The organism is Methylobacterium sp. J-072 (genome assembly GCF_022829425.1).
GTDB lineage: Bacteria > Pseudomonadota > Alphaproteobacteria > Rhizobiales > Beijerinckiaceae > Methylobacterium.
Genome location: NZ_JAKSYK010000207.1, coordinates 254,264 through 274,742 on the forward strand (window position 1 = coordinate 254,264; position 20,479 = coordinate 274,742).

Genomic DNA, 20,479 nt, shown 5'->3' on the forward strand with positions numbered 1-20,479 from the left:
AGCCGATCTTACGACGACGGCCCAGCCCCCCCTCACTGCAACTGATGACCCCGCTTGCCCATCTCGGCGCGCACCCGGACCATGACGTATTCGGACACTTCCTGCGTCCAGTCCTGCATCTCCTGCACCATCTCGTCGAGGAGCTGCGGCTGCGCCTCGACGTAGTGCTTGCCGGCCGGCGAGCGGAAGAAGGTCGCGATCTCCTTCAGCTCGGGCTCCGGGAACTTCGCCGCGTAGGTGCGGGCGGCGATGTCGATCATGCGCTGCTTCTGCAGCTCCATCTCGGGCTGCAGAGACGTCAGGACCTCGTCGAGATCCTTGGCGAGTTCGGGCCGCGTCACCGACTGCTTGCGGATCTGGTCGGCGAAGGCCGGCAGCACCGAATCGAACGAGCGGGCGATGCCGGAGCTGAGCATCACCTCGCGGGCCAAGGCGAGGTGGCTTGCCGTGAAGGTCGGCGTCGCGGCGGCCGGGGTGTTCGGCTGCGCGGCCGGCTTCGCGGGTGCGGGCTTGTTCGCCTGGGCCGAGGCCGTGTGCGGAAGGATCGTGACCGCGGCGAGGGCGAGGCCGAGCGCGGCGGTGAGGCGTCGGGACATGCTGAACGTTCCTACGGAAATTGCTGCGCCTTGGCCCATCGTTCCGGATGCAGGACCCGGAACGATGGGCCAAGGCTTTAAGTGTGCATCATCTTCTGCCGAAAGCCGGGCGCCACCTTTCGGGATGATGCCTCAGACGCGGCCGAGAATGGTGACGTCGGCCTGCCCGCCCCGGTCCGCGGCCAGGATCGCGGCGTCGGCGATGCCGAGGAACAGGCCGTGCTCGACCACACCCGGCACGGCCCAAAGGACGGCTCCGAGCGCATCGGGATCGGGAATGGCGCCGAGATGGGCGTCGAGGATGTGGTGGCCGCCATCAGTGAGGATCGGCTTGCCCGCCGGATCGCGCCGCAGCCGGACCGGGCCGGTGCAGCCCGCCCGGGCGATGGCCGCCTCGACCGCGCGGTGCGTGGCGGTGAGGCCGAACAGGTTCACCTCGATCGGCAGCGGGAAGGCGCCGAGCCGGGCGACGTGCTTGGCCACGTCGGCGATCACCACCATGCGGCGGCTGGCGCAGGCGACGATTTTTTCGCGCAGGAGCGCAGCGCCGCCGCCCTTGATCAGGCGCAATTGGTCGTCGACCTCGTCGGCGCCGTCGATGGTCAGGTCGAGTTCGGGCAGATCGTCGAGGGTCGCGAGGCGGATGCCGAGGCCCTCGGCCTGCAGCCGCGTCGCCTCCGAGGTCGGCACGCCGACGATGTCGAGCCCGTCGCGGACCCGTTCGCCGAGCAGGGCTACGAAGGCCGCCGCGGTCGAGCCGGTGCCGAGGCCGAGCCGCATGCCGGGCTCGATCAGGTCGAGGGCGCGGGCGGCCGCGGCCCGGCGCAGGTCCGGCCCGCTCAAGGCCGGGCCGTCCGGTCGGCGAGGTGAATCGAGAGGGCGCGCATGCGGGGCTGCCGGGCTTGCTGAGAGAGTCGCGCGGCCCGTAGCACGCCGCAGGGCGGACCGGAACGCCTCCGCGGGGCGGGTGGCTTCAAAAGCGCCCGCCCTGCGCCGGTGTCGCGCTGGCCCCGGCCCGGCCGGGGGCCGGCCCAGTCAGCGGCGCGTCGGAGGCGCCCTCGGCGCCGGGCTTGGCTTGCTGGGTGCAGACCACCTGCTCCTTCTTCACCAGCACGAAACAGATGCTCATCTCGCCGGTGCGGTAATTGACTCGGAACACGCCGGCCTCGCGGGTGTGGCGGCTCGCCACCAGGCCGTATTCCGACGGCGCTTGCGCCCCGGCGCCCTCGCCGGGGCCGAAGCAGACGGTCTGGCCGATGCCGCCGCCCGATTCTTGGAGCCCGTACTGGCACGAGGTCACCTCGCCGGTGACCTTGTCGACCCGGTACATCCGGTTCAGGTCGGCCTGCGGCGCGGGCACGAACTCGAACGAGGCCGCCGCGACCGGCGCGCTGGCCAGCGCGATACAGGTGGCGAGAAGGGGCAGAAACGGTTTCATCGCGGGATCCGGGAGCTGACGCGCTTCGCCTTTCGCTGGGCTTTCAGGCGAGTGTGGGGCGCCGCGCCGCCTTGCCCGCCGCGCTGGGCGCCTTTAGCGAAGCCTCACCCCAACAGGAGCCCGACCGGATGCCCGCCGAACCGACGACCCGCCCGCCGATCGCCGTGTTCGACCTGGACGGGACGCTGGCCGAAACCGCGGGCGACCTGATCGGCACGCTCAACGTGCTGATGAAGCGGGAGGGGCTGGCCGAGTTGCCGCTGTCCCAGGCCCGCGGGTTGATCGGGGCCGGCGCCAAGGCGCTGATCCGGCGCGGCTTCGAGGCGGAGGGCCGTGCGCTCTCCCCGGAGGATCACGAGCGGCTGTTCGACGCCTTCATCGCCCATTACGGGGAGCACCTCGCCGACACGTCGCATCTCTATTCCGGGGTGGTCGAGGCGCTGGACGCGCTGGAGGCTGCGGGCTTCCGGCTGGCGGTCTGCACTAACAAGTTCGAGGGCCAGTCGGTGGAGCTGCTGCGCCTGCTCGGGATCGGCCACCGCTTCGCGGCGATCTGCGGGCGCGACACCTTCCCAGCCTACAAGCCCGATCCGAGCCATCTCACCGGCACGATCGAACGCGCCGGGGGCGATCCGGACCGGGCCGTGATGATCGGTGATTCCCGCACCGACATCGACACCGCCAAGGCCGCCGGCATCCCGGTGGTGGCAGTGACCTTCGGCTACACCGACGTGCCGGTCAACGAACTCGGGCCCGACCGGGTGATCGAGCATTTTTCGGGACTACCTGAGGCGGTCCGCGCCCTGGTGCCGGTTCAGGTGGCGTAAGGGGTTAGCGCAGCCACGTCCGCAGCCGCGCCACCGCCTCGTGGCACTCGGCCTCGGAGCCGGCGAACGAGAACCGGACATGGTGGTGGCCGAGATCCGGGTCGAAATCGAGCCCCGGGGTCGCGGCGACGTTGGCCTCGTCGAGCATGCGCCGGCAGAAACCGGTGGCGTCGTTGGTGAGGTTCGCCACGTCCGCGTACAGGTAGAACGCGCCGTCGGCCGGGTGCACGCGCCCGAGGCCGAGGCCGGGCAGCGCATCGAGCAGGATCGCCCGGTTGCGGGCGTAGCCGTCGCGCACCGCGTCGAGCTCGTCCGTGGCGTCGAGCGCCGCCAGCGCGCCGACCTGCGACAGGTAGGGCGCCGAGATGTAGAGATTCTGCGCCAGCCGCTCGATCGGGCGGACCAGGGCCTCGGGCACGACCATCCAGCCGACGCGCCAGCCGGTCATGCAGTGGTATTTCGAGAACGAGTTGATCACCACCGCGTCGGGATCGAAGCGCAGGGCGGTCACGGTCGGCACGCCATAGCTGAGGCCGTGATAGATCTCGTCCGAGATCAGCGGCAGGCCCAGCTCGCGGCTGGCCGCGCAGAGATCGCACAAAGCCGCTTCCGTGATCACCGTGCCGGAGGGGTTGGCCGGGCTCATCACCAGGGCGCCGGCCACCGAGGCGCGGGCCTGGGTCTCGCGCAGCAGGGCGGCGGTCGGGGCGAAGCGGTCCTCTTCGCGCAGCACCATCGGGGCCGGCACGAGGTCGAGGGAGGCCAGGATGCTGCGATAGGCCGGGTAGCCGGGCTGCGGCACCGCCACGCGGGCGCCGGCATCGAACAGGCTCATGAAGGCCAGCACGAAGCCGGCGGAGGAGCCGGTGGTGATCACCACCCGCTCCGGGCTCACCGCGACGCCGTGGCGCTCGGCATAGTCCCGGGCGATGCGCTCGCGCAGGGCCGGCAGACCCAGCGCCTCGGTATAGGGGACGCGCCCGGTGGCGAGCGCCGCCTGCGTCGCGGCGATCACCGCCCGCGGGGCCGGCGCCGAGGGCTGCCCGACCTCCATGCGCACCACGTCGTCGCCGCGCCGGGCCTTGGCGGCGGCGGCAGCCATGACGTCCATGGCGAGGAACGGCTGGACGGCGGCGGCCCGCCGGGAGATCGGAATCATGCTGTCCTGACGGGTGCGCGAGGGCGGGTCAGCGGAGCACCGGGGTTAGACCCTGGCGGCCCCAGCCTCAACCGGCGTCAGTGCGGCGCGAGGCCCGCGGCCATGTTGACCACCAGCGCCAGGATGCCTGTGTTGAACAGGTAGGCGCCCACCGTCTGCGCGGTCGCGATCCGCCGCATGCGCTTGCTGGTGAGGTTGGTGTCGGAGGTGGCCGCCGCCGCCCCGATGGTCACGGTAAAATACAAAAAATCCCAGAAATCCGGCTCAGGATCGCCGTGGAAATCCAGGCCGCCGCGCTCGCCGCCGGCCTCGTCCGCGGTGCCATAATAGACGTGGGCGTAGTGCACGGTGAAGATCATCTGCACGAACACCCAGGTGCAGAGCAGGCTTATGCCGGCGAGCGCCAGGGCGTAACGCTCGCCGGTGCCGGCGATGCGACCGCCGACCACCAGCACCGCCACCGAGCCGAGGCTCGCCGCCGCGGCCAGCAGGGCGAAGACCGTGATCACCCCGGCGCTGTCGTCGAGCCGGGCGGCCTCGCGGCGCATGGCGTCCCGGGTCTGCCCCGTGGCCCGGCGCACGACCAGGATCGCATGGACGATCACGCCGGCGCACCAGCCGGTGAGCAGCCGCATGCCGGGATCGAGGCCGGGCACCAGCAGGGCGGCGATGATCGCCACCGCGATCGCGCAGAGCAGATGCGGACGCAGCCAGAAGGCTCGGAACAGCTTGGGCATGGAGGGACCGGTTCCGCTTGGCGGCTGGAATTTGCTTGCCGGGTACGTGATTTGACCCGCCGCCGCGAAAACGCCTAACCCAGCCCCTACCGCTCGCGCCACGCGCGGGCCGGCCTGCCGCGCAAGCGAGGATCCATGCTCTTCAACCGCTCCCTGCCCGCGCTGGCCCTGGCGCTCGGTCTCGCCGCCGTCCCGGCGTCGGCGCAGGACGCCACGCAATCCGCCGCGCCCGCTGCCGCTCCGTTCACGGATGCGCAGCGCGCCGGCATCGAGGCGATCGTCAAGGACTACCTGATCAAGCACCCGGAGGTGCTGCAGGAGGCACTGGCCGAGGCCGAGAAGCAGCAGGCGGAGACGCAGCGCCTCGCCCAGAGTGCGGCCCTCAAGGAGGCGCGCGAGGCCCTGGTCAACGGCCCGCACGACGTGGTCGCCGGCAACCCCACGGGCGACGTCACGCTGGTCGAGTTCTTCGACTACAATTGCGGCTATTGCCGCAAGGCGCTGGTCGACGTGCAGACCCTGATCAAGACCGATCCGAAGCTGCGCGTGGTGATCAAGGATTTCCCGGTGCTCGGCCCGGAATCGCTGGAGGCGAGCCAGGTCGCGGTCGCCGTGCGCCAGCAGCTTAAGGGCGACAAGCTGTTCGAATTCCACCAGAAGCTGCTTGAGACCAAGGGCCGGGTGAACGGTGCCCGGGCGATCCAGGTCGCCAAGGATCTCGGCGCCGACACGACCAAGCTGCAGAAGGACATGGCCTCCCCCGAGGTGAAAGCCGCGCTCAGCGAGAATCGCGGCCTGGGCGACCGGCTCGGCTTGTCCGGTACGCCGGCCTTCATCATCGGCGACGAGGTGATTCCGGGCGCCGTCGGCGTCGATCCGATCCGCAAGACCATCGCAGATGTGCGCCAATGCGGCCACGCCTCCTGCTGAGGCGCCAGGCCGGAGCCTCCCACCGGCGGATGGCGGACTGCGCGGCCTTGTCGCGCCGGGCCGCCTTCGTCTAAGAGCCGCCAGCCGCAAGGCTGTGATCGAGTGCCAGCGCGCATGCCGGATGAACCGACCGCCGCGGCGCGATACGAAGAAGGCCGGATGCCCAAGAACGATCCCATCGACTCCGAGCTCGTCCGCGAACTCGCCAACCTCGTCACCGAGACCGGCTTGTCCGAGATCGAGGTCGAGAAGGGCGACCTGCGCATCCGCGTCGTCCGGCGGCTCGAGCCCGTGAACGTCCAGGTCGCGGCGCCGGCACCGCTTGCCGCCGTGGCGGCGTCCCCTGTGGCTCCGCCCACGGGTGCCCTCGCGCCGGCCGAGCCGGCCCGCGCGCATCCCGGCTCGGTGCCGTCCCCGATGGTCGGGACCGCCTATCTGCGCCCCTCCCCGGAGGCGAAGGCGTTCATCGATATCGGCTCGAAGGTCGAGGTCGGCGACAAGCTGCTTCTCATCGAGGCGATGAAGACCTTCAACGAGATCGTGGCGCCCCGCGCCGGCACGGTCACGGCGATCTTCGTCGAGGACGGCCAGCCGGTCGAGTTCGGCGAGGCTCTGCTGGTCATCGCGTGAGCGGCGTCCGAGGCTGCACGTCCGCTCCGCTCTCTGCTCCGAATCCCGCCCCGAGGCGGTGATCGCCTCGGCGCAGGAAGTTTTGGTCGTCTTCCGCCGGACCGGCTGCCGCTTCGGGCCTGGAAAACGCCGCGCAACAAGAGGATAGATCATCCTGCGCGGTCCCGTCGGATCGCCTGGACGCTCTAAGGGTTCGATGTTCGACAAGATCCTGATCGCGAACCGCGGCGAGATCGCCCTACGCATCCTGCGGGCGGCGAAGGAACTCGGGATCGCCACCGTGGCGGTCCACTCCACCGCCGACGCGGATGCCATGCATGTCCGGCTGGCCGACGAGAGCGTCTGCATCGGGCCCCCCGCCGCCCGGGACAGCTACCTGAACATCCCGTCGATCATCGCGGCCTGCGAGATCACCGGCGCGGATGCGGTGCATCCGGGCTACGGCTTCCTGTCCGAGAACGCGCGCTTCGCCGAGGTGCTGGCCCATCACCAGATCGGCTTCATCGGCCCCAAGGCGCAGCATATCCGCACCATGGGCGACAAGATCGAGGCCAAGCGCACGGCGGTGAAACTCGGCATCCCGTGCGTGCCGGGCTCCGAGGGTGGCGTCGAGGATGCCGACGAGGCCAAGCGGGTCGCGGCCGGGATCGGCTACCCGGTCCTCGTGAAGGCGGCGGCCGGCGGCGGCGGGCGCGGCATGAAGGTCGCCCGCACCGAGGCCGAGCTGGAGCAGGCGATCGGCATGGCCCGCTCCGAGGCCAAGGCCGCGTTCGGCGACGATGCGGTCTATCTGGAGAAGTACCTGGAGAAGCCGCGGCATATCGAGGTGCAGGTGCTCGGCGACGGCCGCGGTGGCGCGGTCCATCTCGCCGAGCGCGACTGCTCGCTGCAGCGCCGCCACCAGAAGGTCTGGGAGGAAGGCGGCTCGCCCGCGCTCAACGAATCGATGCGCGCCGAGATCGGCGGCATCTGTGCCAACGCCATGAAGGAGCTGGGCTATCTCGGCGCCGGCACCGTCGAGTTCCTGTACGAGGACGGGAAGTTCTACTTCATCGAGATGAACACCCGCATCCAGGTTGAGCATCCGGTCACCGAGATGATCACCGGCATCGATCTGGTGATCGAGCAGATTCAGGTCGCCTCGGGCGGCCCGCTCTCGGTCTCGCAATCCGACATCAAGGTCGAGGGCCACGCCATCGAGTGCCGGATCAACGCCGAGCACCCGGAGACCTTCCGGCCCTCCCCGGGCCAGATCACCCATTATCACACCCCCGGCGGCCTCGGCGTCCGGGTCGATTCGGCGGCGTTCCAGGGCTACCGCATCCCGCCGCATTACGACTCGCTGATCGGCAAGCTGATCGTCCACGGGCGCACCCGCAATGAGTGCTTGATGCGCCTGCGCCGGGCGCTCGACGAGTTCGTGATCGACGGCATCGACACCACCCTGCCGCTGTTCCGCACCCTGGTCCGCAACCCGGACGTCCAGAACGGCCTCTACGACATCCACTGGCTCGAGCACTTTTTGGACGATGGCGGCATGAAGGTCTGAGGCCCGCGAGAGACCGCGAGCCAGTTTGACCGGTCCTCCCCACCCTCGCCCTCATCCTGAGGCGACGGAGCGAAGCGGAGGCCTCGAAGGAGGGCTCCAGCCAGCCGCGTGATCCCTGGAGGGCTCCTTCGAGGCCAAGCGATCTTCGATCGCCCGGCACCTCAGGATGAGGGGGAGACCAGGATATCCGTCGGTTGGAACTCCCGTCCGACCGAGATCGTGTCTCCGATAAAGTTTTGAAACTGGGCTTGCGGCGATCGCGGCCGGTTCCGGCTCTGGCATTTGGACCGGCCCCGCGCGACACTCGCCCCATGCACGATCCGACCCGCGTGGACATCACCCCCGAGATCCTGCTGAAGGCCTACGCGGCGGGCATCTTCCCGATGGCCGAGGATGCGACCGACCCGACCCTGTACTGGGTCGAGCCCCGGGCGCGCGGCGTCCTGCCGCTGGACGGGTTCCGGGTGTCCCGGCGCCTGGCCCGGACGGTGCGGTCCGATCAGTTCGAGGTCCGGTGCGACACCGATTTCGACGGGGTGATCACCGGCTGCGCCGCCCCGCGCCGGGACAGCGAGAAGACCTGGATCAACGGGCGCATCCGCGAACTCTACGGCGCCCTGTTCGACATCGGCCACGTCCACACGGTCGAGGTCTATGCAGGGGAGGAGCGGCGCCTCGTCGGCGGCCTCTACGGCGTCTCGCTGGGGGCGGCGTTCTTCGGCGAGAGCATGTTCCACGAGGTGCGCGACGCCTCGAAGGTCGCCCTCGTCCACCTGATGGCCCGCCTGCGCGCCGGCGGCTACCGGCTCGCCGACACGCAGTTCGTCACCGACCACCTCACGCAGTTCGGCGCCGAGGAACTGCCCCGGCACGTCTACAAGCGGCGGCTGGCGGCAGCCCTCGATCAGGTCGCGGACTGGAACGTCTGGCCCTGTGACGGCTCGGTGCCGGGCGCGCAGGCACTGGACGCGCTGGGCGGCGTCGAGACCTAGCGGAAGATCGCGTCGAACAGGTTCTGGGGCTGCGGCGGAGGCGGCGGGGCGGGCGCCGGGCCTTCGTTCGACGGGAAGAATTTGCGCGAGGGCTTCTGGCGGGGCTGCACCGGCACGCCGCGCGGCGCCTCGACATCGACCTGGCCGGCGGCGTTGAGCTGCTGCGCGGTCTTGGTCGAATCCCGGCCGGCGCGCTTCGTCCGCTCCGGCTTGGCGGCCACCGCCGGCACGTCCTCCTGCTCCTTCGCCTCGGCGATCACGTCGCTGCCGCCTTTGCAGTCGACCAGCCAGACGTCGTAGATCGGGTGCTCGATCGCGTGCAGGCCCGGGCTCGACGCGAACATCCACCCGGTGAAGATGCGGCGATACTTGTTATCGAGCGTGACCTCGTCGACTTCGAGGAACGCCGTTGTCTTGGCGCTCTCGGTCGGCGGCCGCGTGTAGCAGACCCGGGAGGTCAGTTGCAGCGAGCCGAACTGCACGGTCTCGTCCACCGCGACCTCGAAGGACACGATGCGCCCGGTGATCTTGTCGAGGCCGGAGAACACCGCGGTCGGGTTCTTGATCTTGTCGGCCGCGGCCGGGCCGGCGCAGAGGGCAAGTGCCAGGGCGGCGACAGTCAGGATGGGGCGTGCGAGGGCTTTGCTGCGGCTCAAGGCTCGGACCCCTAAAGCATCGTCCCGAACCGTGGCGGCCGGCCTTCGGACGACGACGATGCGAAACAAGGACCCCAGAGCCGCGTCCCGGATCCGGGGCGGAGCTCTAGAGGGAGGCCGGTCGCGCCGTCACGGGTGCGGCGGTCGGATCGGATGGCACCGAGGTGAACACCGGAACGGTGGCGGCAAAAGGGCGCCGGAGCCGCAAGCCTACTCGCCGGGCGTCCAAGAGACGTAATCGCCGGTCGCCGCCGGGCGGGAACCCCAGGAGAGCTGCGAGCCCTGCGGCCGGTATGCGTTCGGCGTGCCGGTCTGGTTCTCGACATGCGGCTGCTGCCAGGCGTGGGGCTTATACGCTTCCTCGCTCGGGGCGAGGTCGACGTTGTGGCAGAGCCAGCCGCGCCAGCCCGGGGGTACTTTCGAGGCGTCGGCGTAGCCATTGTAGACCACCCAGCGCCGCTCCGAGCCGACCGAACGGTCGATCAGGGCGCCTTCCGCCTTGTAATACTTGTTTCCGAAATCGTCCTCTCCGACGAAGATGCCGGAGCGCGCGGTCTGGAGCGCCAGCGAGACGGTCTGGCCGTTCCACCACGTGAAGACGCGCAGCAAAGTGTCCTTCAGCGCCATCGCCGGTCCCGGATTCAAGCCGCGCCGCATGGGCGCTTCGTGGCGTCGTTATGGTGAGCGCGCGCGGCTGAGTCCAGCGGTTCGGCCCAACTGTCGCTGCGCGGCAACGCCGGTTTCCGCCAGCTGCGGCGTATTCGCGGGCTCCGAGGACACGTCTCTACTTAGGGATGTGGATCGAAAATTTTTCCGATCCGAATCCCGAATGCCGGAAGGGCACTTACCGGAGTCGTTCCAGATATCCACAGGCTTTTGGTTGCCAGCACAACATCTAGCGGGGAACCGGGTGGCCGCACACCACTTGTTGACGTGAGAGCGGTGGCGGCGGTAATGTCCCTGCATCGGTTGCGCCGCCCCTGTGGTGCGTTCGGCAGGTTCAATCGGTCCTAATTCATGTTCGCAGAATCGCCGCGTGCCCGGTTTCCGGGCGCGGGCGAACGCGACCCCATCATCGGGCATAGACTCCGCGTCCAGCGGGGCCGGGACATGCGTGTCCCGACGGGAGAGGTGTGTTTCATGCGGTTCGAGCGTCGCTACACCACGGCCGGACAGTCGCCCTATACCGGTATTCCGTTCCGGAAGGCCCTGAGCGAGATCCGTAATCCCGACGGGTCCGTGGTGTTTCGCCTGGACGGCATCGACGTGCCGGAGAGCTGGAGCCAGGTCGCCAGCGACGTGCTGGCCCAGAAGTATTTCCGCAAGGCCGGCGTGCCGGCTCGCCTCAAGAAGGTCGAGGAGAACGACGTCCCCTCCTTCCTCTGGCGCTCGGTGGCCGACGAGGCCGCCCTCGCCGAACTCCCCGAGGAGGAGCGCATCGGCTCCGAATCCTCCGCCACGCAGGTGTTCGATCGCCTCGCCGGCTGCTGGACCTACTGGGGCTGGAAGGGCCGCTACTTCTCCTCCGAGGAGGACGCCTCGGCGTTCTTCGACGAGCTGCGCTACATGCTCGCCAAGCAGATGGTGGCGCCGAACTCGCCGCAATGGTTCAACACCGGCCTGCACTGGGCCTACGGGATCGACGGCCCGAGCCAGGGCCATTTCTACTGCGATTACCGCACCGGTGAGCTGACCCGCTCGGCGTCGAGCTACGAGCACCCGCAGCCGCATGCCTGCTTCATCCAGGGCGTGCAGGACGACCTCGTCAACGACGGCGGCATCATGGACCTGTGGGTCCGCGAGGCGCGCCTGTTCAAGTACGGCTCGGGCACCGGGTCGAACTTCTCGGCCCTGCGCGGCGAGAACGAGAAGCTGGGCGGCGGCGGCAAGTCGTCGGGCCTGATGAGCTTCCTCAAGATCGGCGACCGGGCGGCCGGCGCGATCAAGTCGGGCGGCACGACGCGTCGCGCGGCCAAGATGGTGATCGTCGACATCGACCACCCGGATATCGAGGCGTTCATCGACTGGAAGGTGAAGGAGGAGCAGAAGGTCGCCGCCCTGGTGACCGGCTCCAAGGTCGTCTCCAAGCATCTCGGCCTGGTCATGAAGGCCTGCACCCAGTGCGAAGCCGAGGGCGATGCCTGCTTCGATCCCGAGCGCAACCCGGCCCTGAAGCGCGAGATCAAGGCCGCCCGCAAGGCCTCGGTGCCGGATTCCTACATCAAGCGCGTTGTCCAGTTCGCCCGCCAGGGCTTCACCAAGATCGACTTCCCCGTCTACGACACCGACTGGGATTCCGAGGCCTACCTTACCGTCGCCGGCCAGAACTCCAACAACTCGGTCTCGCTGACCGACGACTTCCTGCGGGCGGTCGATGCCGGTGCCGACTGGCACCTCACCCAGCGCACCACCGGCAAGGTCGCCAAGACCATCCCGGCGCGCGAGCTGTGGGAGAAGATCGGCGAGGCGGCCTGGGCTTCGGCCGATCCGGGCCTGCACTTCAACACCACGATGAACGACTGGCACACCTGCCCGTCGGGCGGCCGGATCCGGGCCTCGAACCCGTGCTCCGAATACATGTTCCTGGACGACACCGCCTGCAACCTGGCCTCGGCCAACCTGCTGACGATGTACGACCGGCAGACCAAGCGCTTCGACGTCGAGGCGTTCGAGCATCTGAACCGCCTCTGGACGGTGGTGCTCGAGATCTCCGTGATGATGGCGCAGTTCCCGTCGAAGGAGATCGCGGAGCTGTCCTACCGCTACCGGACGCTGGGCCTCGGCTACGCCAATATCGGCGGCCTGCTCATGACCATGGGCCTGCCCTACGACTCGCATGAGGGCCGCGCGCTGGCCGGCGCGCTCACCGCGATCATGACCGGTGTGGCTTACGCCACGTCGGCCGAGATGGCGGCCGAGCTCGGCCCCTTCGCAGCCTATGACGACAACGCCGACGCGATGCTGAAGGTGATCCGCAATCACCGCCGCGCCGCCCACGGCGAGGCGGAGGGCTACGAGTTCCTCAGCATCGCCCCGGTGCCGCTCGACCACGCCAACATCCCGCAGGCGGATCTCGGCGCCCATGCCCGCGCGGCCTGGGACCGGGCCCTCGAACTCGGCGAGGCCCACGGCTACCGCAACGCCCAAGCGACCGTGATCGCGCCCACCGGCACGATCGGCCTGGTGATGGATTGCGACACCACCGGCATCGAGCCCGATTTTGCCCTCGTGAAGTTCAAGAAGCTCGCCGGCGGCGGCTACTTCAAGATCATCAACCAGGCGGCGCCGGACGCGCTGCGGGCGCTGGGCTACCGCGAATCCGAGATCGCCGAGATCGAGGCCTACGCGGTCGGCCACGGCTCCATGGGCCAGGCCCCGGCAATCAACCCGACGACCCTGCGCGGCAAGGGCTTCACCGACGACAAGATCGCCGCGGTGGAGAAGGGGCTGAAGTCGGCCTTCGACATCAAGTTCGTGTTCAACCGCTGGACGCTCGGCGACGATTTTCTGACCCAGACCCTGAAGGTCCCGGTCGAGAAACTGTCTGATCCGACCTTCGAGCTGCTGCCGTTCCTCGGCTTCTCCAAGAAGGACATCGAGGTTGCCAACACCCATATCTGCGGGGCGATGACGCTGGAGGGCGCGCCGGGCCTCAAGCCCGAGCATTATCCCGTATTCGATTGTGCCAACCCGTGCGGCCGCATCGGCAAGCGCTACCTCTCGGTGGAGAGCCACATCCGCATGATGGCGGCGGCCCAGCCGTTCATCTCGGGGGCGATCTCCAAGACGATCAATATGCCCAACGACGCCACCGTCGAGGATTGCAAGGCGGCCTACCGCCTGTCGTGGACCCTGGCGCTGAAGGCGAACGCCCTCTACCGCGACGGCTCGAAGCTGTCGCAGCCGCTCAACGCCGCCCTGATCGCCGATGAGGACGACGAGGCCGACGACGCCCTGGAGACCCTGATCCAGGCGCCCGCGGCGGCCAAGGCCGCACAGATCGCGGAGAAGATCGTCGAGCGGGTGATCGAGCGGGTCGAGCACATCCGCTCTCGCGAGAAGCTGCCGGCCCGGCGCAAGGGCTACACCCAGAAGGCGGTGGTGGGCGGCCACAAGGTCTACCTGCGCACCGGCGAGTACGACGACGGCCGCCTGGGCGAGATCTTCATCGACATGCACAAGGAGGGCGCGACCTTCCGGAGCCTGATGAACAACTTCGCCATCGCGATCTCGCTCGGCCTCCAGTACGGCGTGCCGCTGGAGGAGTATGTCGAGGCCTTCACCTTCACCCGGTTCGAGCCGGCCGGCTTCGTGCAGGGCAACGACGCGATCAAGAACGCGACCTCGCTCCTCGACTACGTGTTCCGTGAGCTGGCCGTGTCGTATCTCGGCCGCGCCGACCTGGCCCATGTCAGTCCCGCCGAGATCGGCGGCACGGTCCTCGGCGGCGGCGAGGCGGGCGACACCACCCGCGAGGGGTCCAAGCCGGCACCGGCCTCCTCGGTGGTCTCGCGCGGCCTGCTGCGCGGCTCGGCCGACCGCCTCACCCTGATCCAGGGCGGCCCGGCGGGCGGCACGGTCGGTGTCGGCGCCCCGAGCACCGGCCAATCGGCCCCGGCCGGCGGCACGGTGCACGCGATCCACGGTACCTCGGCACTGAAGGCCGAGCCAGCCATCGCCGCCCAGGCGGAGACGATCGCCGACACCCTCCCCTTCGCCAGGGCGGAGCGCACCGTCGCCGACCGTCGCGCGGAGGCGAAGATGAAGGGCTATGTCGGCGAGGCCTGCCCGGAATGCGCGAACTTCACGCTGGTCCGCAACGGCACCTGCCTGAAGTGCGACACCTGCGGAAGCACTACCGGGTGCTCATAGTTATGCCGTGTTATGCTGCGACTGAGCACGAGGTGCGCATCCTCCGAGATAAGTACCTCCCACTGAGATTATTCCGCTGATTTTGACGGAGTAGCAGGGGGCGGGGAGGAAACTCCGCCGCCTCGGATCGGAAGATTGGCAGTCCAGTTCCGGTAGATAAGTTGGGAACCGAAAACGGAATATGACTACATAAAACTCGCTCACTTGGCGGACTTCGAGCTATTCGGTGACGGACCATTGGCTCGTCACCGAATACAATTCAGCAAATAACTTGGGCCAGACGGATATGTATTGACGGTGGCCATATGACACTGGGCACCAAAAGCATCCGAGATTTAGCGACGGCATCACCTCAAGTCTAAGTCCTGCGATGTTGCTGTTACGTTCCTACAGAACCGGTGTGACGCCATGGGTTTTCGTCTTTCACAAGCAATAAGATGCGGAACGAGCCGGACTGGCATCTGATAGATCTGTAGAATGATTGCAGGGAAAGCGGTAGAAATTCGGAATGGCGGAGGCTGTACTATGACTTCAAAGAAAATCGTCTTCGTTGCTTTCGCCATGGAGGACGAAAGGCAGCGGGATTTTCTGAAGGGTCAGTCGCTGCATCCTCGCGCGCCTTATGAGTTCATCGACCTGTCCGTCAAAGAGGCCTACGAGACGGAATGGAAGGATAAAGTGCGCACGCGTATCCGGCGTTGCCACGGGGTGATCGCGCTGGTGAGCAAAAACTCTCCGCAGTCGACGGGCCAAAAGTGGGAGATCGCCTGCGCCAAAGAGGAGGGTAAAAAGGTCATCGGGGTCTGGGCCTACGCCAGCGACCGGACCGAAATCGCCGGCGTTAGGACCGTGATCTGGAGCGATGCGAACATCGCCGCCTTCATCGACTCCCTGTGAGGTTGTGATGCGGAAGGCCTTAGTCATCGGTATCGATCACTACGACCGCCTCAAGCCGCTAAAGGGCTGCGTTGCTGATGCTACGGCCGTCGCCACCGTCCTCGAAACCAACTTCGACGAGTCGGTGAATTTCACCACGCCGAGGCTCCTGACCGCGACGGATAAGGGTAACCCGCTCGACCGTCGGCAACTCCGTACGGAAATCGAAGCCCTTTTCGCGGGCGATCCAGATGTGGCCCTGCTCTATTTCGCGGGCCACGGTTTCGTCGACGAGACGGGCGGTTTCCTATGCGCCAGCGACAGCCAGGACGGCAATGACGGGCTTCCGCTGAGTGAGATCATGACGTTTGCCAGGCAGTCGAAGGCGAAGAACAGGATCATCATCCTCGATAGCTGCTACGGCGGCATAGCCGGGAACCGGGCGGGCGGCGGCGGTGTCGCCGAGATCCCCGAAGGAATGACCCTCCTGACCGCATCGACCGAGAAAGAGTACGCGTACGAGGGCGGGAACGGTGCCCCAGGTGTGTTTACCAACTTGCTGGTCGACGCACTCAACGGAGCGGCCGCGAACCTCGTCGGGGATGTTACGCCGGGCAGCGTTTATGCGCACATCGACCAGTCGCTCGGACCATGGGGCGGGCAGCGACCGGTGTTCAAGACCAACGTGAAGTCGTTCGTTTCGCTTCGGAAGGCGAAGCCTCCCATATCCCTCGCCGACCTGCAAAAGCTCGCTACGTTCTTCCCGATCCCGGGCCACAAGATCAAGCTCGATCCATCGTTTGAGCCGGAGAGGGAACGACCGGATACGGGGGTGGCGCCCGATCCTGCGAACACGGAGATCTTCGCCGTGCTCCAGAGCTATGTGAAGGTGAACTTGGTCCGGGCGGTCGGGGCACCCCACATGTGGCATGCCGCGATGGACAGTCAGAGTTGCGAACTCACCGTACTCGGCGAGCACTACAGGCGACTGGTGGCTGAAAAGCTGATCTGACCAAGGGGCAGACGATGGCTCGTGACCGTGGGGATGACGAGGCGCTCATCGAGGAACTGGCGGCCATCGAGCACGAGCGGTGGTCACATTGGCAGCGTTACGTCCACGGCAAGGCGGCCCGCCAGCCGGACGGCTCGCTGGTCCTTCCAGCCGACCTGGTCCAGCGATGGGAGCGCCAATTTGGCATGCGGTACGAGGACCTGCCCGAGGTCGAGAAGGAGAGCGACCGGGAGCAGGTCCGGCGATATCTCCCGGTGCTGAAGCGCTAGTCCCAGGATGACGGATAGAGGAGCGGGTGAAATCGATGCCGGAGTCTTTCGAGAGCGTGCGCGACCCGGTGCTGTCTCTTTTCCAGTCGGCGGTCGCGGAGATCGCCGAACGCATCGACTCCAAGCCCTCCGGACCGGGTGCACGGCGGCTGGAACGGTCGGCTTCGGCGACGTTCAACGATGAGGCGACCGCAATCGCGCGACGGGAGTGCGAGCGCGACGCGGGCATCGGGTCCGGGGCGCGACCGTCCTCGCCGGTGGCGCGGGATCTGTCCCCAGTCGATATGGGCAAGGTGTGCGTCGAGTTGGCCTTGCGCTACGTGAAGGCCCTCGCCAGTGGGAATCAGGCTGCGCTCGCCAAGGTCGAGGATGAATACAGGACCGGGACCTGCGACGTGGAATGGGTGACGACCCTGCGCGCTTACGCGGGGTATTTCGGTCCGGACGGGAAGCGGATGCCCATCCCGTACGTCAGGCCGGCATCAGCTGGTCCGGGGACGCACGAGATCAAGGCCGGTTCGCGCCTCGCGCTCGTTAGCGATTGGGGCACCGGCGCACGGCCGGCCATAGAAGTCATGAGGTCCATCGCCGGGGAGCAACCGGACGTGCTGGTCCACCTCGGGGACATCTATTACTCGGGGACCGGGAAGGAGTGCGGGGACAACTTCTTACATCCGGTGACTCGAGAGTTGCGGGCCAAGCGACCGACCCTGGTGTACACCTTGTCCGGAAACCACGACATGTACTGCGGAGGGGTCGGATATTACGACTTGCTGTCGAAGCTGAACGGGGACACCCACCGGCAGCGCGCGAGTTTCTTCTGCCTTCGCTCGATGGACGAGAGGTGGCAGTTCCTGGCCATGGATACCGGCCTGCACGACGACAATCCCCGCTCGATTGCTGATGCCTTAACTTACCTCGAAGACGACGAGTTGGAGTGGCATTGCCAGCGGATCGATGAGTTCGGAGGCCGGACCATACTTCTGTCGCATCACCAGCCGTTCTCCGCGTTCTCGGCCATCGGCACCAAGCCTGCGCAAGGCAAGCGGAAGGCGGTCAACCCCAACCTGATGCGTGCCTTCGAGCGAATGAACCGAGGCGGCCGCGTGGCAGCCTGGTTCTGGGGCCATGAGCACTCGTTGGCGATCTACGAGCCGTTCTCGGGGATAAAGGTCGGTCGGTGTATCGGCCACGGTGCCGTGCCGATGTCCGTCCTCGACGACATCTACAAACCTCTCGACGACCTGGAACAGACTCCTACCATCGTCGAAGGCACGAAGCTCAAGACGCGAGGCCGGGTCTTCGCCCATGGCTACGCCGTCATCGACGTTGGGGTCGACTCATGTCGAGCTCGGTACCTGCAGGTTACCGATACCGGCACGGAGGAAATGTTCTCGGAAGAGATCTCGTGACGTTCAGCCGAGGAACCATCGAAGGTCGGCGCCGTGGCTTCGGCCCGGTGCGGCGCTGACGTCCGCGTCCCTCGATCCACCGCGAAAAACAAGATCGGGCTGGACCTTGCCCGTTCCGGCGAGAGGCGGAGGTTGACATGGCACATAGCTGGAAGCGTGACCGGGCGGCCGAACACATCGCCGCCAAGATCAAGGACGTGAAGAAGGTCGAGATCGTCGACTTCACACGCGAGATGTCGCTCGGCAACATCCCCGCGGCGAAGGCCTATCGGATGGAGGCCGTGCATCTCTACGCGGACATCCTGAACCTCGACGACATGCTGAACTGCACGTCGAGCGAGGGGGAGACATGCCACAAGCGAACGCTCCGGTTCCTCGACCTGCACGGTCGAAGCGTGCGGCGCATCCTCAACAGGGCGGATGCGCTGCGCGTTGATTTCCATAACCAGCGGCTGCACGCCGTCGTCCACAAGCCCTACGACAGCGACGACGACGAGGACGGCAGCGCCGAGGCCCGAAGGCTGCATCGCGCGGTGGCCATCGCCCAGCTCATCATCGACGTCTGCGCAGCCACAGGCGACGATGACGCCTATGTTCCCGCGGCCAGGGTCAGGGTCGGGATAGACAGCGGTCTCGCCCTCGTCGTGAACAACGGCCGCAACGGCGGTCGCGAGCCCTTGTTCCTGGGGGATCCGGCGAACCATGCCGCGAAGTTCTCGGCGGCGGGGTCCACGGTCGGCATATTCCTGACGAACAACGCCCGGCGCGCGATAGGCCTGCCCGAGGTCAAGGAGCCGTCCAAGACCAAGTTGACCACCAGCGAGGTCGCCCTGTCGCAGGCCGATGCCGAGCTCGGCCTCGACGTCGAGGACCTCGCGAAGGAATGGCGCACCGATCTCGCCAAAAACCCGCTCTCCAACTACGGTTTCTCGCGCCACACGCCGCCGTTGCGCACCATCGACATCGTCGCGCTGACGCCGTCCAACTCCCGGCGCCAGGAGGCCGTCTCCGTCTATGCCGACATCGATGGCTTCACGGCCTACGTGGCCCGCCACCTGGAAGCGGGAACGTCGGAGGATGTCGTGCGCGCCCTGCACGTCATCCGCGCCGAACTCGACCGGGTGCTGGGCGTCGACTTCGAGGGCCGGCGGGTCCGTTTCATCGGCGACTGCGTCCACGGTCTGCTGTGCGAGGGAACGGCGCGGACGACCGACGACGAGGAGACCGTGAGCACGGCCGTGCTGTGCGCCGGGGCCCTTCGAAGCAGCTTCGAGCTCGCCCTGGAGAAGCTCGACGAGGAGGGGGTCGACGTGAAAAAGCTCGGGCTTGCGATAGGCATCGAGTTCGGCCCGATGACCCTGACGCGGCTCGGGGCCCACGGGGACCGCTTGCGATGCTCGGTGAGCCGCGGCGTACTGGTGTCGGAGTCCGAACAGAAGCGTTGCACGGGCAAGCAGACGGCAATCGGGCAGGTCGCATACGACTCCGGGACGCAAGCCGTCAGGGACCTCTTCGGGCTGTCCCGGCGCTTCGACGGCCTCGATTACAACGAGGCGGTAGAGGGACTTGCGGCCGACGGAGACCGGACCGCCAAAGCCATCAAGGCCGAGGCGTTCGCCGCCGCCGCGCCGGCTGTCAAAAGGGCTTCCGACCAAGTGGTCACACCCTACGTCGAGCTCGGCGGGGAATGACGCAGCCGGCGGCGGTCGAGATCCTGGCGTCGGCAGCCCCGGCATATGCGATCACGCCGCTTCTCTCGACCAATGGTCACCTACGCGCGGCCGTGCCCGTCTTGATGACGGACGGGAGCCTCCACGGCTACGAACTTGAGGTCCAGGCGAGCGGCGGGCGGCCTTATGTTCGGGAGACTACCCGAGGAGCTCGTCTCCCGGCGTTCTGCCCGATGCGGCATATTAATGCCGATGGGTCATTCTGCCTGAACTGGGAGCCCTACGAGAGCCTGGCGCTCGAAGCCACCGCGGACGGCGCGACATGGTGGGGTGCCGTGTTGCAGTTCCTGCGCCTGCAAGAGCGGGCGCGGCGCTTGCGCCGATGGCCGGACCGTCGCGAATGGGCTCATGGCGACGCTGCCGTGCATCAGCGCAAGGCGCTCGAAGCGACCGCGGCGATCTCGCCACGGTTGCGCGACCGGCTGTTCCAGGGCCGCGTTGCCGTGGTGCGATCAAAGGGGTGCTCGTCGCGGGGGAACTCGGTTCGCTTGATGGTCGACGGCCGTGCGATGGCGCGCGTCTTCGTTAAGCAACGTCGCCCGGCGACGCTTCGACAAGCTTGCCCGTGCGGGCAGGACGAACGGCCCCTAACGCTCCGGCGATGCCGCGATCATGCCGACCGTCTCGTCGAGATCGTCGGCGCGATGCAGGATATGGCGACTGCGGAGCGGGCGTTCTGGAAGTCGTTCGAAGGCAAGCCCTGTTGCGGGACCATGGACGGTTGCCCGCTTGGCGTCGCAGGGCCGTGAGGCCCTGATGTGGCGAAGGCGCATCGGATCGGTGCGCGTGACTGG

The 20,479-nt window shown here is 67.5% G+C and carries 19 protein-coding genes; 12 read left to right on the top strand and 7 right to left on the bottom strand.

Features of this window, described 5'->3' with window-relative positions; genetic code table 11:
- Window positions 1-32 precede the first annotated feature (32 nt).
- From MKK67_RS27880 to MKK67_RS27890, 3 genes are all read right to left on the bottom strand, one after another.
- Entirely contained in the window at window positions 33-596 is a 564-nt protein-coding gene (locus MKK67_RS27880) for a DUF2059 domain-containing protein (protein WP_243971625.1), read from the bottom strand.
- Window positions 597-728: 132 nt separating this feature from the next.
- On the bottom strand, window positions 729-1,439 hold the full coding sequence (gene rpiA, locus MKK67_RS27885; RefSeq protein WP_243971627.1) for a ribose-5-phosphate isomerase RpiA: 711 nt from the start codon (window positions 1,437-1,439) through the stop codon (window positions 729-731).
- Between the two features lie 130 nt (window positions 1,440-1,569).
- Window positions 1,570-2,034, bottom strand: a complete 465-nt coding sequence (locus MKK67_RS27890) for a hypothetical protein (protein ID WP_243971629.1) — start codon at window positions 2,032-2,034, stop codon at window positions 1,570-1,572.
- A 128-nt stretch (window positions 2,035-2,162) separates the two neighbouring features.
- Between MKK67_RS27890 and MKK67_RS27895 the strand changes: the two genes are divergently transcribed.
- Window positions 2,163-2,861, top strand: coding sequence for a phosphoglycolate phosphatase (locus MKK67_RS27895; RefSeq protein ID WP_243971632.1), 699 nt, complete (start codon window positions 2,163-2,165; stop codon window positions 2,859-2,861).
- 4 nt (window positions 2,862-2,865) lie between these two features.
- Here the strand turns inward: MKK67_RS27895 and MKK67_RS27900 are convergent, their stop codons facing one another.
- Both MKK67_RS27900 and MKK67_RS27905 read right to left on the bottom strand, forming a co-directional pair.
- A complete protein-coding gene (locus MKK67_RS27900; RefSeq protein WP_243971634.1) occupies window positions 2,866-4,020 on the bottom strand; it encodes a pyridoxal phosphate-dependent aminotransferase in 1,155 nt (384 codons plus the stop codon).
- Window positions 4,021-4,097: 77 nt separating this feature from the next.
- Window positions 4,098-4,757 (bottom strand): DUF1345 domain-containing protein, encoded by a 660-nt coding sequence (locus MKK67_RS27905; RefSeq protein ID WP_243971637.1) that lies wholly within the window; start codon window positions 4,755-4,757, stop codon window positions 4,098-4,100.
- Window positions 4,758-4,892: 135 nt separating this feature from the next.
- Between MKK67_RS27905 and MKK67_RS27910 the strand changes: the two genes are divergently transcribed.
- From MKK67_RS27910 to aat, 4 genes are all read left to right on the top strand, one after another.
- On the top strand, window positions 4,893-5,687 hold the full coding sequence (locus tag MKK67_RS27910; protein WP_243971638.1) for a DsbA family protein: 795 nt from the start codon (window positions 4,893-4,895) through the stop codon (window positions 5,685-5,687).
- A 159-nt stretch (window positions 5,688-5,846) separates the two neighbouring features.
- Window positions 5,847-6,317 carry an acetyl-CoA carboxylase biotin carboxyl carrier protein gene (gene accB / locus MKK67_RS27915; RefSeq protein ID WP_243971640.1) on the top strand — a complete coding sequence of 157 codons (471 nt, stop codon included), beginning with the start codon at window positions 5,847-5,849 and terminating at the stop codon, window positions 6,315-6,317.
- A gap of 196 nt (window positions 6,318-6,513) precedes the next feature.
- A complete protein-coding gene (gene accC / locus MKK67_RS27920; RefSeq protein ID WP_243971642.1) occupies window positions 6,514-7,866 on the top strand; it encodes an acetyl-CoA carboxylase biotin carboxylase subunit in 1,353 nt (450 codons plus the stop codon).
- Between the two features lie 311 nt (window positions 7,867-8,177).
- Window positions 8,178-8,858, top strand: a complete 681-nt coding sequence (aat, locus tag MKK67_RS27925) for a leucyl/phenylalanyl-tRNA--protein transferase (RefSeq protein WP_243971644.1) — start codon at window positions 8,178-8,180, stop codon at window positions 8,856-8,858.
- Here the strand turns inward: aat and MKK67_RS27930 are convergent.
- Window positions 8,855-9,514 (bottom strand): DUF2155 domain-containing protein, encoded by a 660-nt coding sequence (locus MKK67_RS27930; RefSeq protein ID WP_243971646.1) that lies wholly within the window; start codon window positions 9,512-9,514, stop codon window positions 8,855-8,857. The genes aat and MKK67_RS27930 overlap by 4 nt on opposite strands.
- 210 nt (window positions 9,515-9,724) lie before the next feature.
- Window positions 9,725-10,141, bottom strand: a complete 417-nt coding sequence (locus tag MKK67_RS27935; protein WP_243971735.1) for an NADH:ubiquinone oxidoreductase subunit NDUFA12 — start codon at window positions 10,139-10,141, stop codon at window positions 9,725-9,727.
- A 513-nt stretch (window positions 10,142-10,654) separates the two neighbouring features.
- Between MKK67_RS27935 and MKK67_RS27940 the strand changes: the two genes are divergently transcribed.
- From MKK67_RS27940 to MKK67_RS27970, 7 genes are all read left to right on the top strand, one after another.
- Window positions 10,655-14,386 carry a vitamin B12-dependent ribonucleotide reductase gene (locus MKK67_RS27940; protein ID WP_243971648.1) on the top strand — a complete coding sequence of 1,244 codons (3,732 nt, stop codon included), beginning with the start codon at window positions 10,655-10,657 and terminating at the stop codon, window positions 14,384-14,386.
- A 525-nt stretch (window positions 14,387-14,911) separates the two neighbouring features.
- A complete protein-coding gene (locus MKK67_RS27945; RefSeq protein ID WP_243971650.1) occupies window positions 14,912-15,283 on the top strand; it encodes a TIR domain-containing protein in 372 nt (123 codons plus the stop codon).
- A 7-nt stretch (window positions 15,284-15,290) separates the two neighbouring features.
- Window positions 15,291-16,274 (top strand): caspase domain-containing protein, encoded by a 984-nt coding sequence (locus tag MKK67_RS27950; RefSeq protein ID WP_243971652.1) that lies wholly within the window; start codon window positions 15,291-15,293, stop codon window positions 16,272-16,274.
- Between the two features lie 14 nt (window positions 16,275-16,288).
- Complete coding sequence (locus MKK67_RS27955) at window positions 16,289-16,543, top strand: hypothetical protein (protein ID WP_243971654.1); 255 nt, start codon at window positions 16,289-16,291, stop codon at window positions 16,541-16,543.
- A 35-nt stretch (window positions 16,544-16,578) separates the two neighbouring features.
- A complete protein-coding gene (locus tag MKK67_RS27960) occupies window positions 16,579-17,955 on the top strand; it encodes a metallophosphoesterase family protein (RefSeq protein WP_243971737.1) in 1,377 nt (458 codons plus the stop codon).
- A gap of 137 nt (window positions 17,956-18,092) precedes the next feature.
- Complete coding sequence (locus MKK67_RS27965; protein WP_243971656.1) at window positions 18,093-19,646, top strand: adenylate/guanylate cyclase domain-containing protein; 1,554 nt, start codon at window positions 18,093-18,095, stop codon at window positions 19,644-19,646.
- Entirely contained in the window at window positions 19,643-20,434 is a 792-nt protein-coding gene (locus MKK67_RS27970; protein ID WP_243971658.1) for an E2 domain-containing protein, read from the top strand. Before MKK67_RS27965 ends, MKK67_RS27970 begins: the two co-directional genes overlap by 4 nt.
- Window positions 20,435-20,479 lie beyond the last annotated feature (45 nt).

What these genes read in the sequence shown, in the direction of transcription:
- MKK67_RS27880 (WP_243971625.1), bottom strand. Translation starts at nt 596, where the DNA reads ATGTCCCGACGCCTCACCGCCGCGCTCGGCCTCGCCCTCGCCGCGGTC.
- MKK67_RS27905 (WP_243971637.1), bottom strand. Translation starts at nt 4,757, where the DNA reads ATGCCCAAGCTGTTCCGAGCCTTCTGGCTGCGTCCGCATCTGCTCTGC.
- MKK67_RS27895 (WP_243971632.1), top strand. Translation starts at nt 2,163, where the DNA reads ATGCCCGCCGAACCGACGACCCGCCCGCCGATCGCCGTGTTCGACCTG.
- MKK67_RS27940 (WP_243971648.1), top strand. Translation starts at nt 10,655, where the DNA reads ATGCGGTTCGAGCGTCGCTACACCACGGCCGGACAGTCGCCCTATACC.
- MKK67_RS27965 (WP_243971656.1), top strand. Translation starts at nt 18,093, where the DNA reads ATGGCACATAGCTGGAAGCGTGACCGGGCGGCCGAACACATCGCCGCC.
- MKK67_RS27900 (WP_243971634.1), bottom strand. Translation starts at nt 4,020, where the DNA reads ATGATTCCGATCTCCCGGCGGGCCGCCGCCGTCCAGCCGTTCCTCGCC.
- MKK67_RS27955 (WP_243971654.1), top strand. Translation starts at nt 16,289, where the DNA reads ATGGCTCGTGACCGTGGGGATGACGAGGCGCTCATCGAGGAACTGGCG.
- accC (WP_243971642.1), top strand. Translation starts at nt 6,514, where the DNA reads ATGTTCGACAAGATCCTGATCGCGAACCGCGGCGAGATCGCCCTACGC.
- MKK67_RS27970 (WP_243971658.1), top strand. Translation starts at nt 19,643, where the DNA reads ATGACGCAGCCGGCGGCGGTCGAGATCCTGGCGTCGGCAGCCCCGGCA.
- MKK67_RS27935 (WP_243971735.1), bottom strand. Translation starts at nt 10,141, where the DNA reads ATGGCGCTGAAGGACACTTTGCTGCGCGTCTTCACGTGGTGGAACGGC.
- MKK67_RS27890 (WP_243971629.1), bottom strand. Translation starts at nt 2,034, where the DNA reads ATGAAACCGTTTCTGCCCCTTCTCGCCACCTGTATCGCGCTGGCCAGC.
- MKK67_RS27950 (WP_243971652.1), top strand. Translation starts at nt 15,291, where the DNA reads ATGCGGAAGGCCTTAGTCATCGGTATCGATCACTACGACCGCCTCAAG.
- MKK67_RS27910 (WP_243971638.1), top strand. Translation starts at nt 4,893, where the DNA reads ATGCTCTTCAACCGCTCCCTGCCCGCGCTGGCCCTGGCGCTCGGTCTC.
- MKK67_RS27960 (WP_243971737.1), top strand. Translation starts at nt 16,579, where the DNA reads ATGCCGGAGTCTTTCGAGAGCGTGCGCGACCCGGTGCTGTCTCTTTTC.
- MKK67_RS27945 (WP_243971650.1), top strand. Translation starts at nt 14,912, where the DNA reads ATGACTTCAAAGAAAATCGTCTTCGTTGCTTTCGCCATGGAGGACGAA.
- aat (WP_243971644.1), top strand. Translation starts at nt 8,178, where the DNA reads ATGCACGATCCGACCCGCGTGGACATCACCCCCGAGATCCTGCTGAAG.
- accB (WP_243971640.1), top strand. Translation starts at nt 5,847, where the DNA reads ATGCCCAAGAACGATCCCATCGACTCCGAGCTCGTCCGCGAACTCGCC.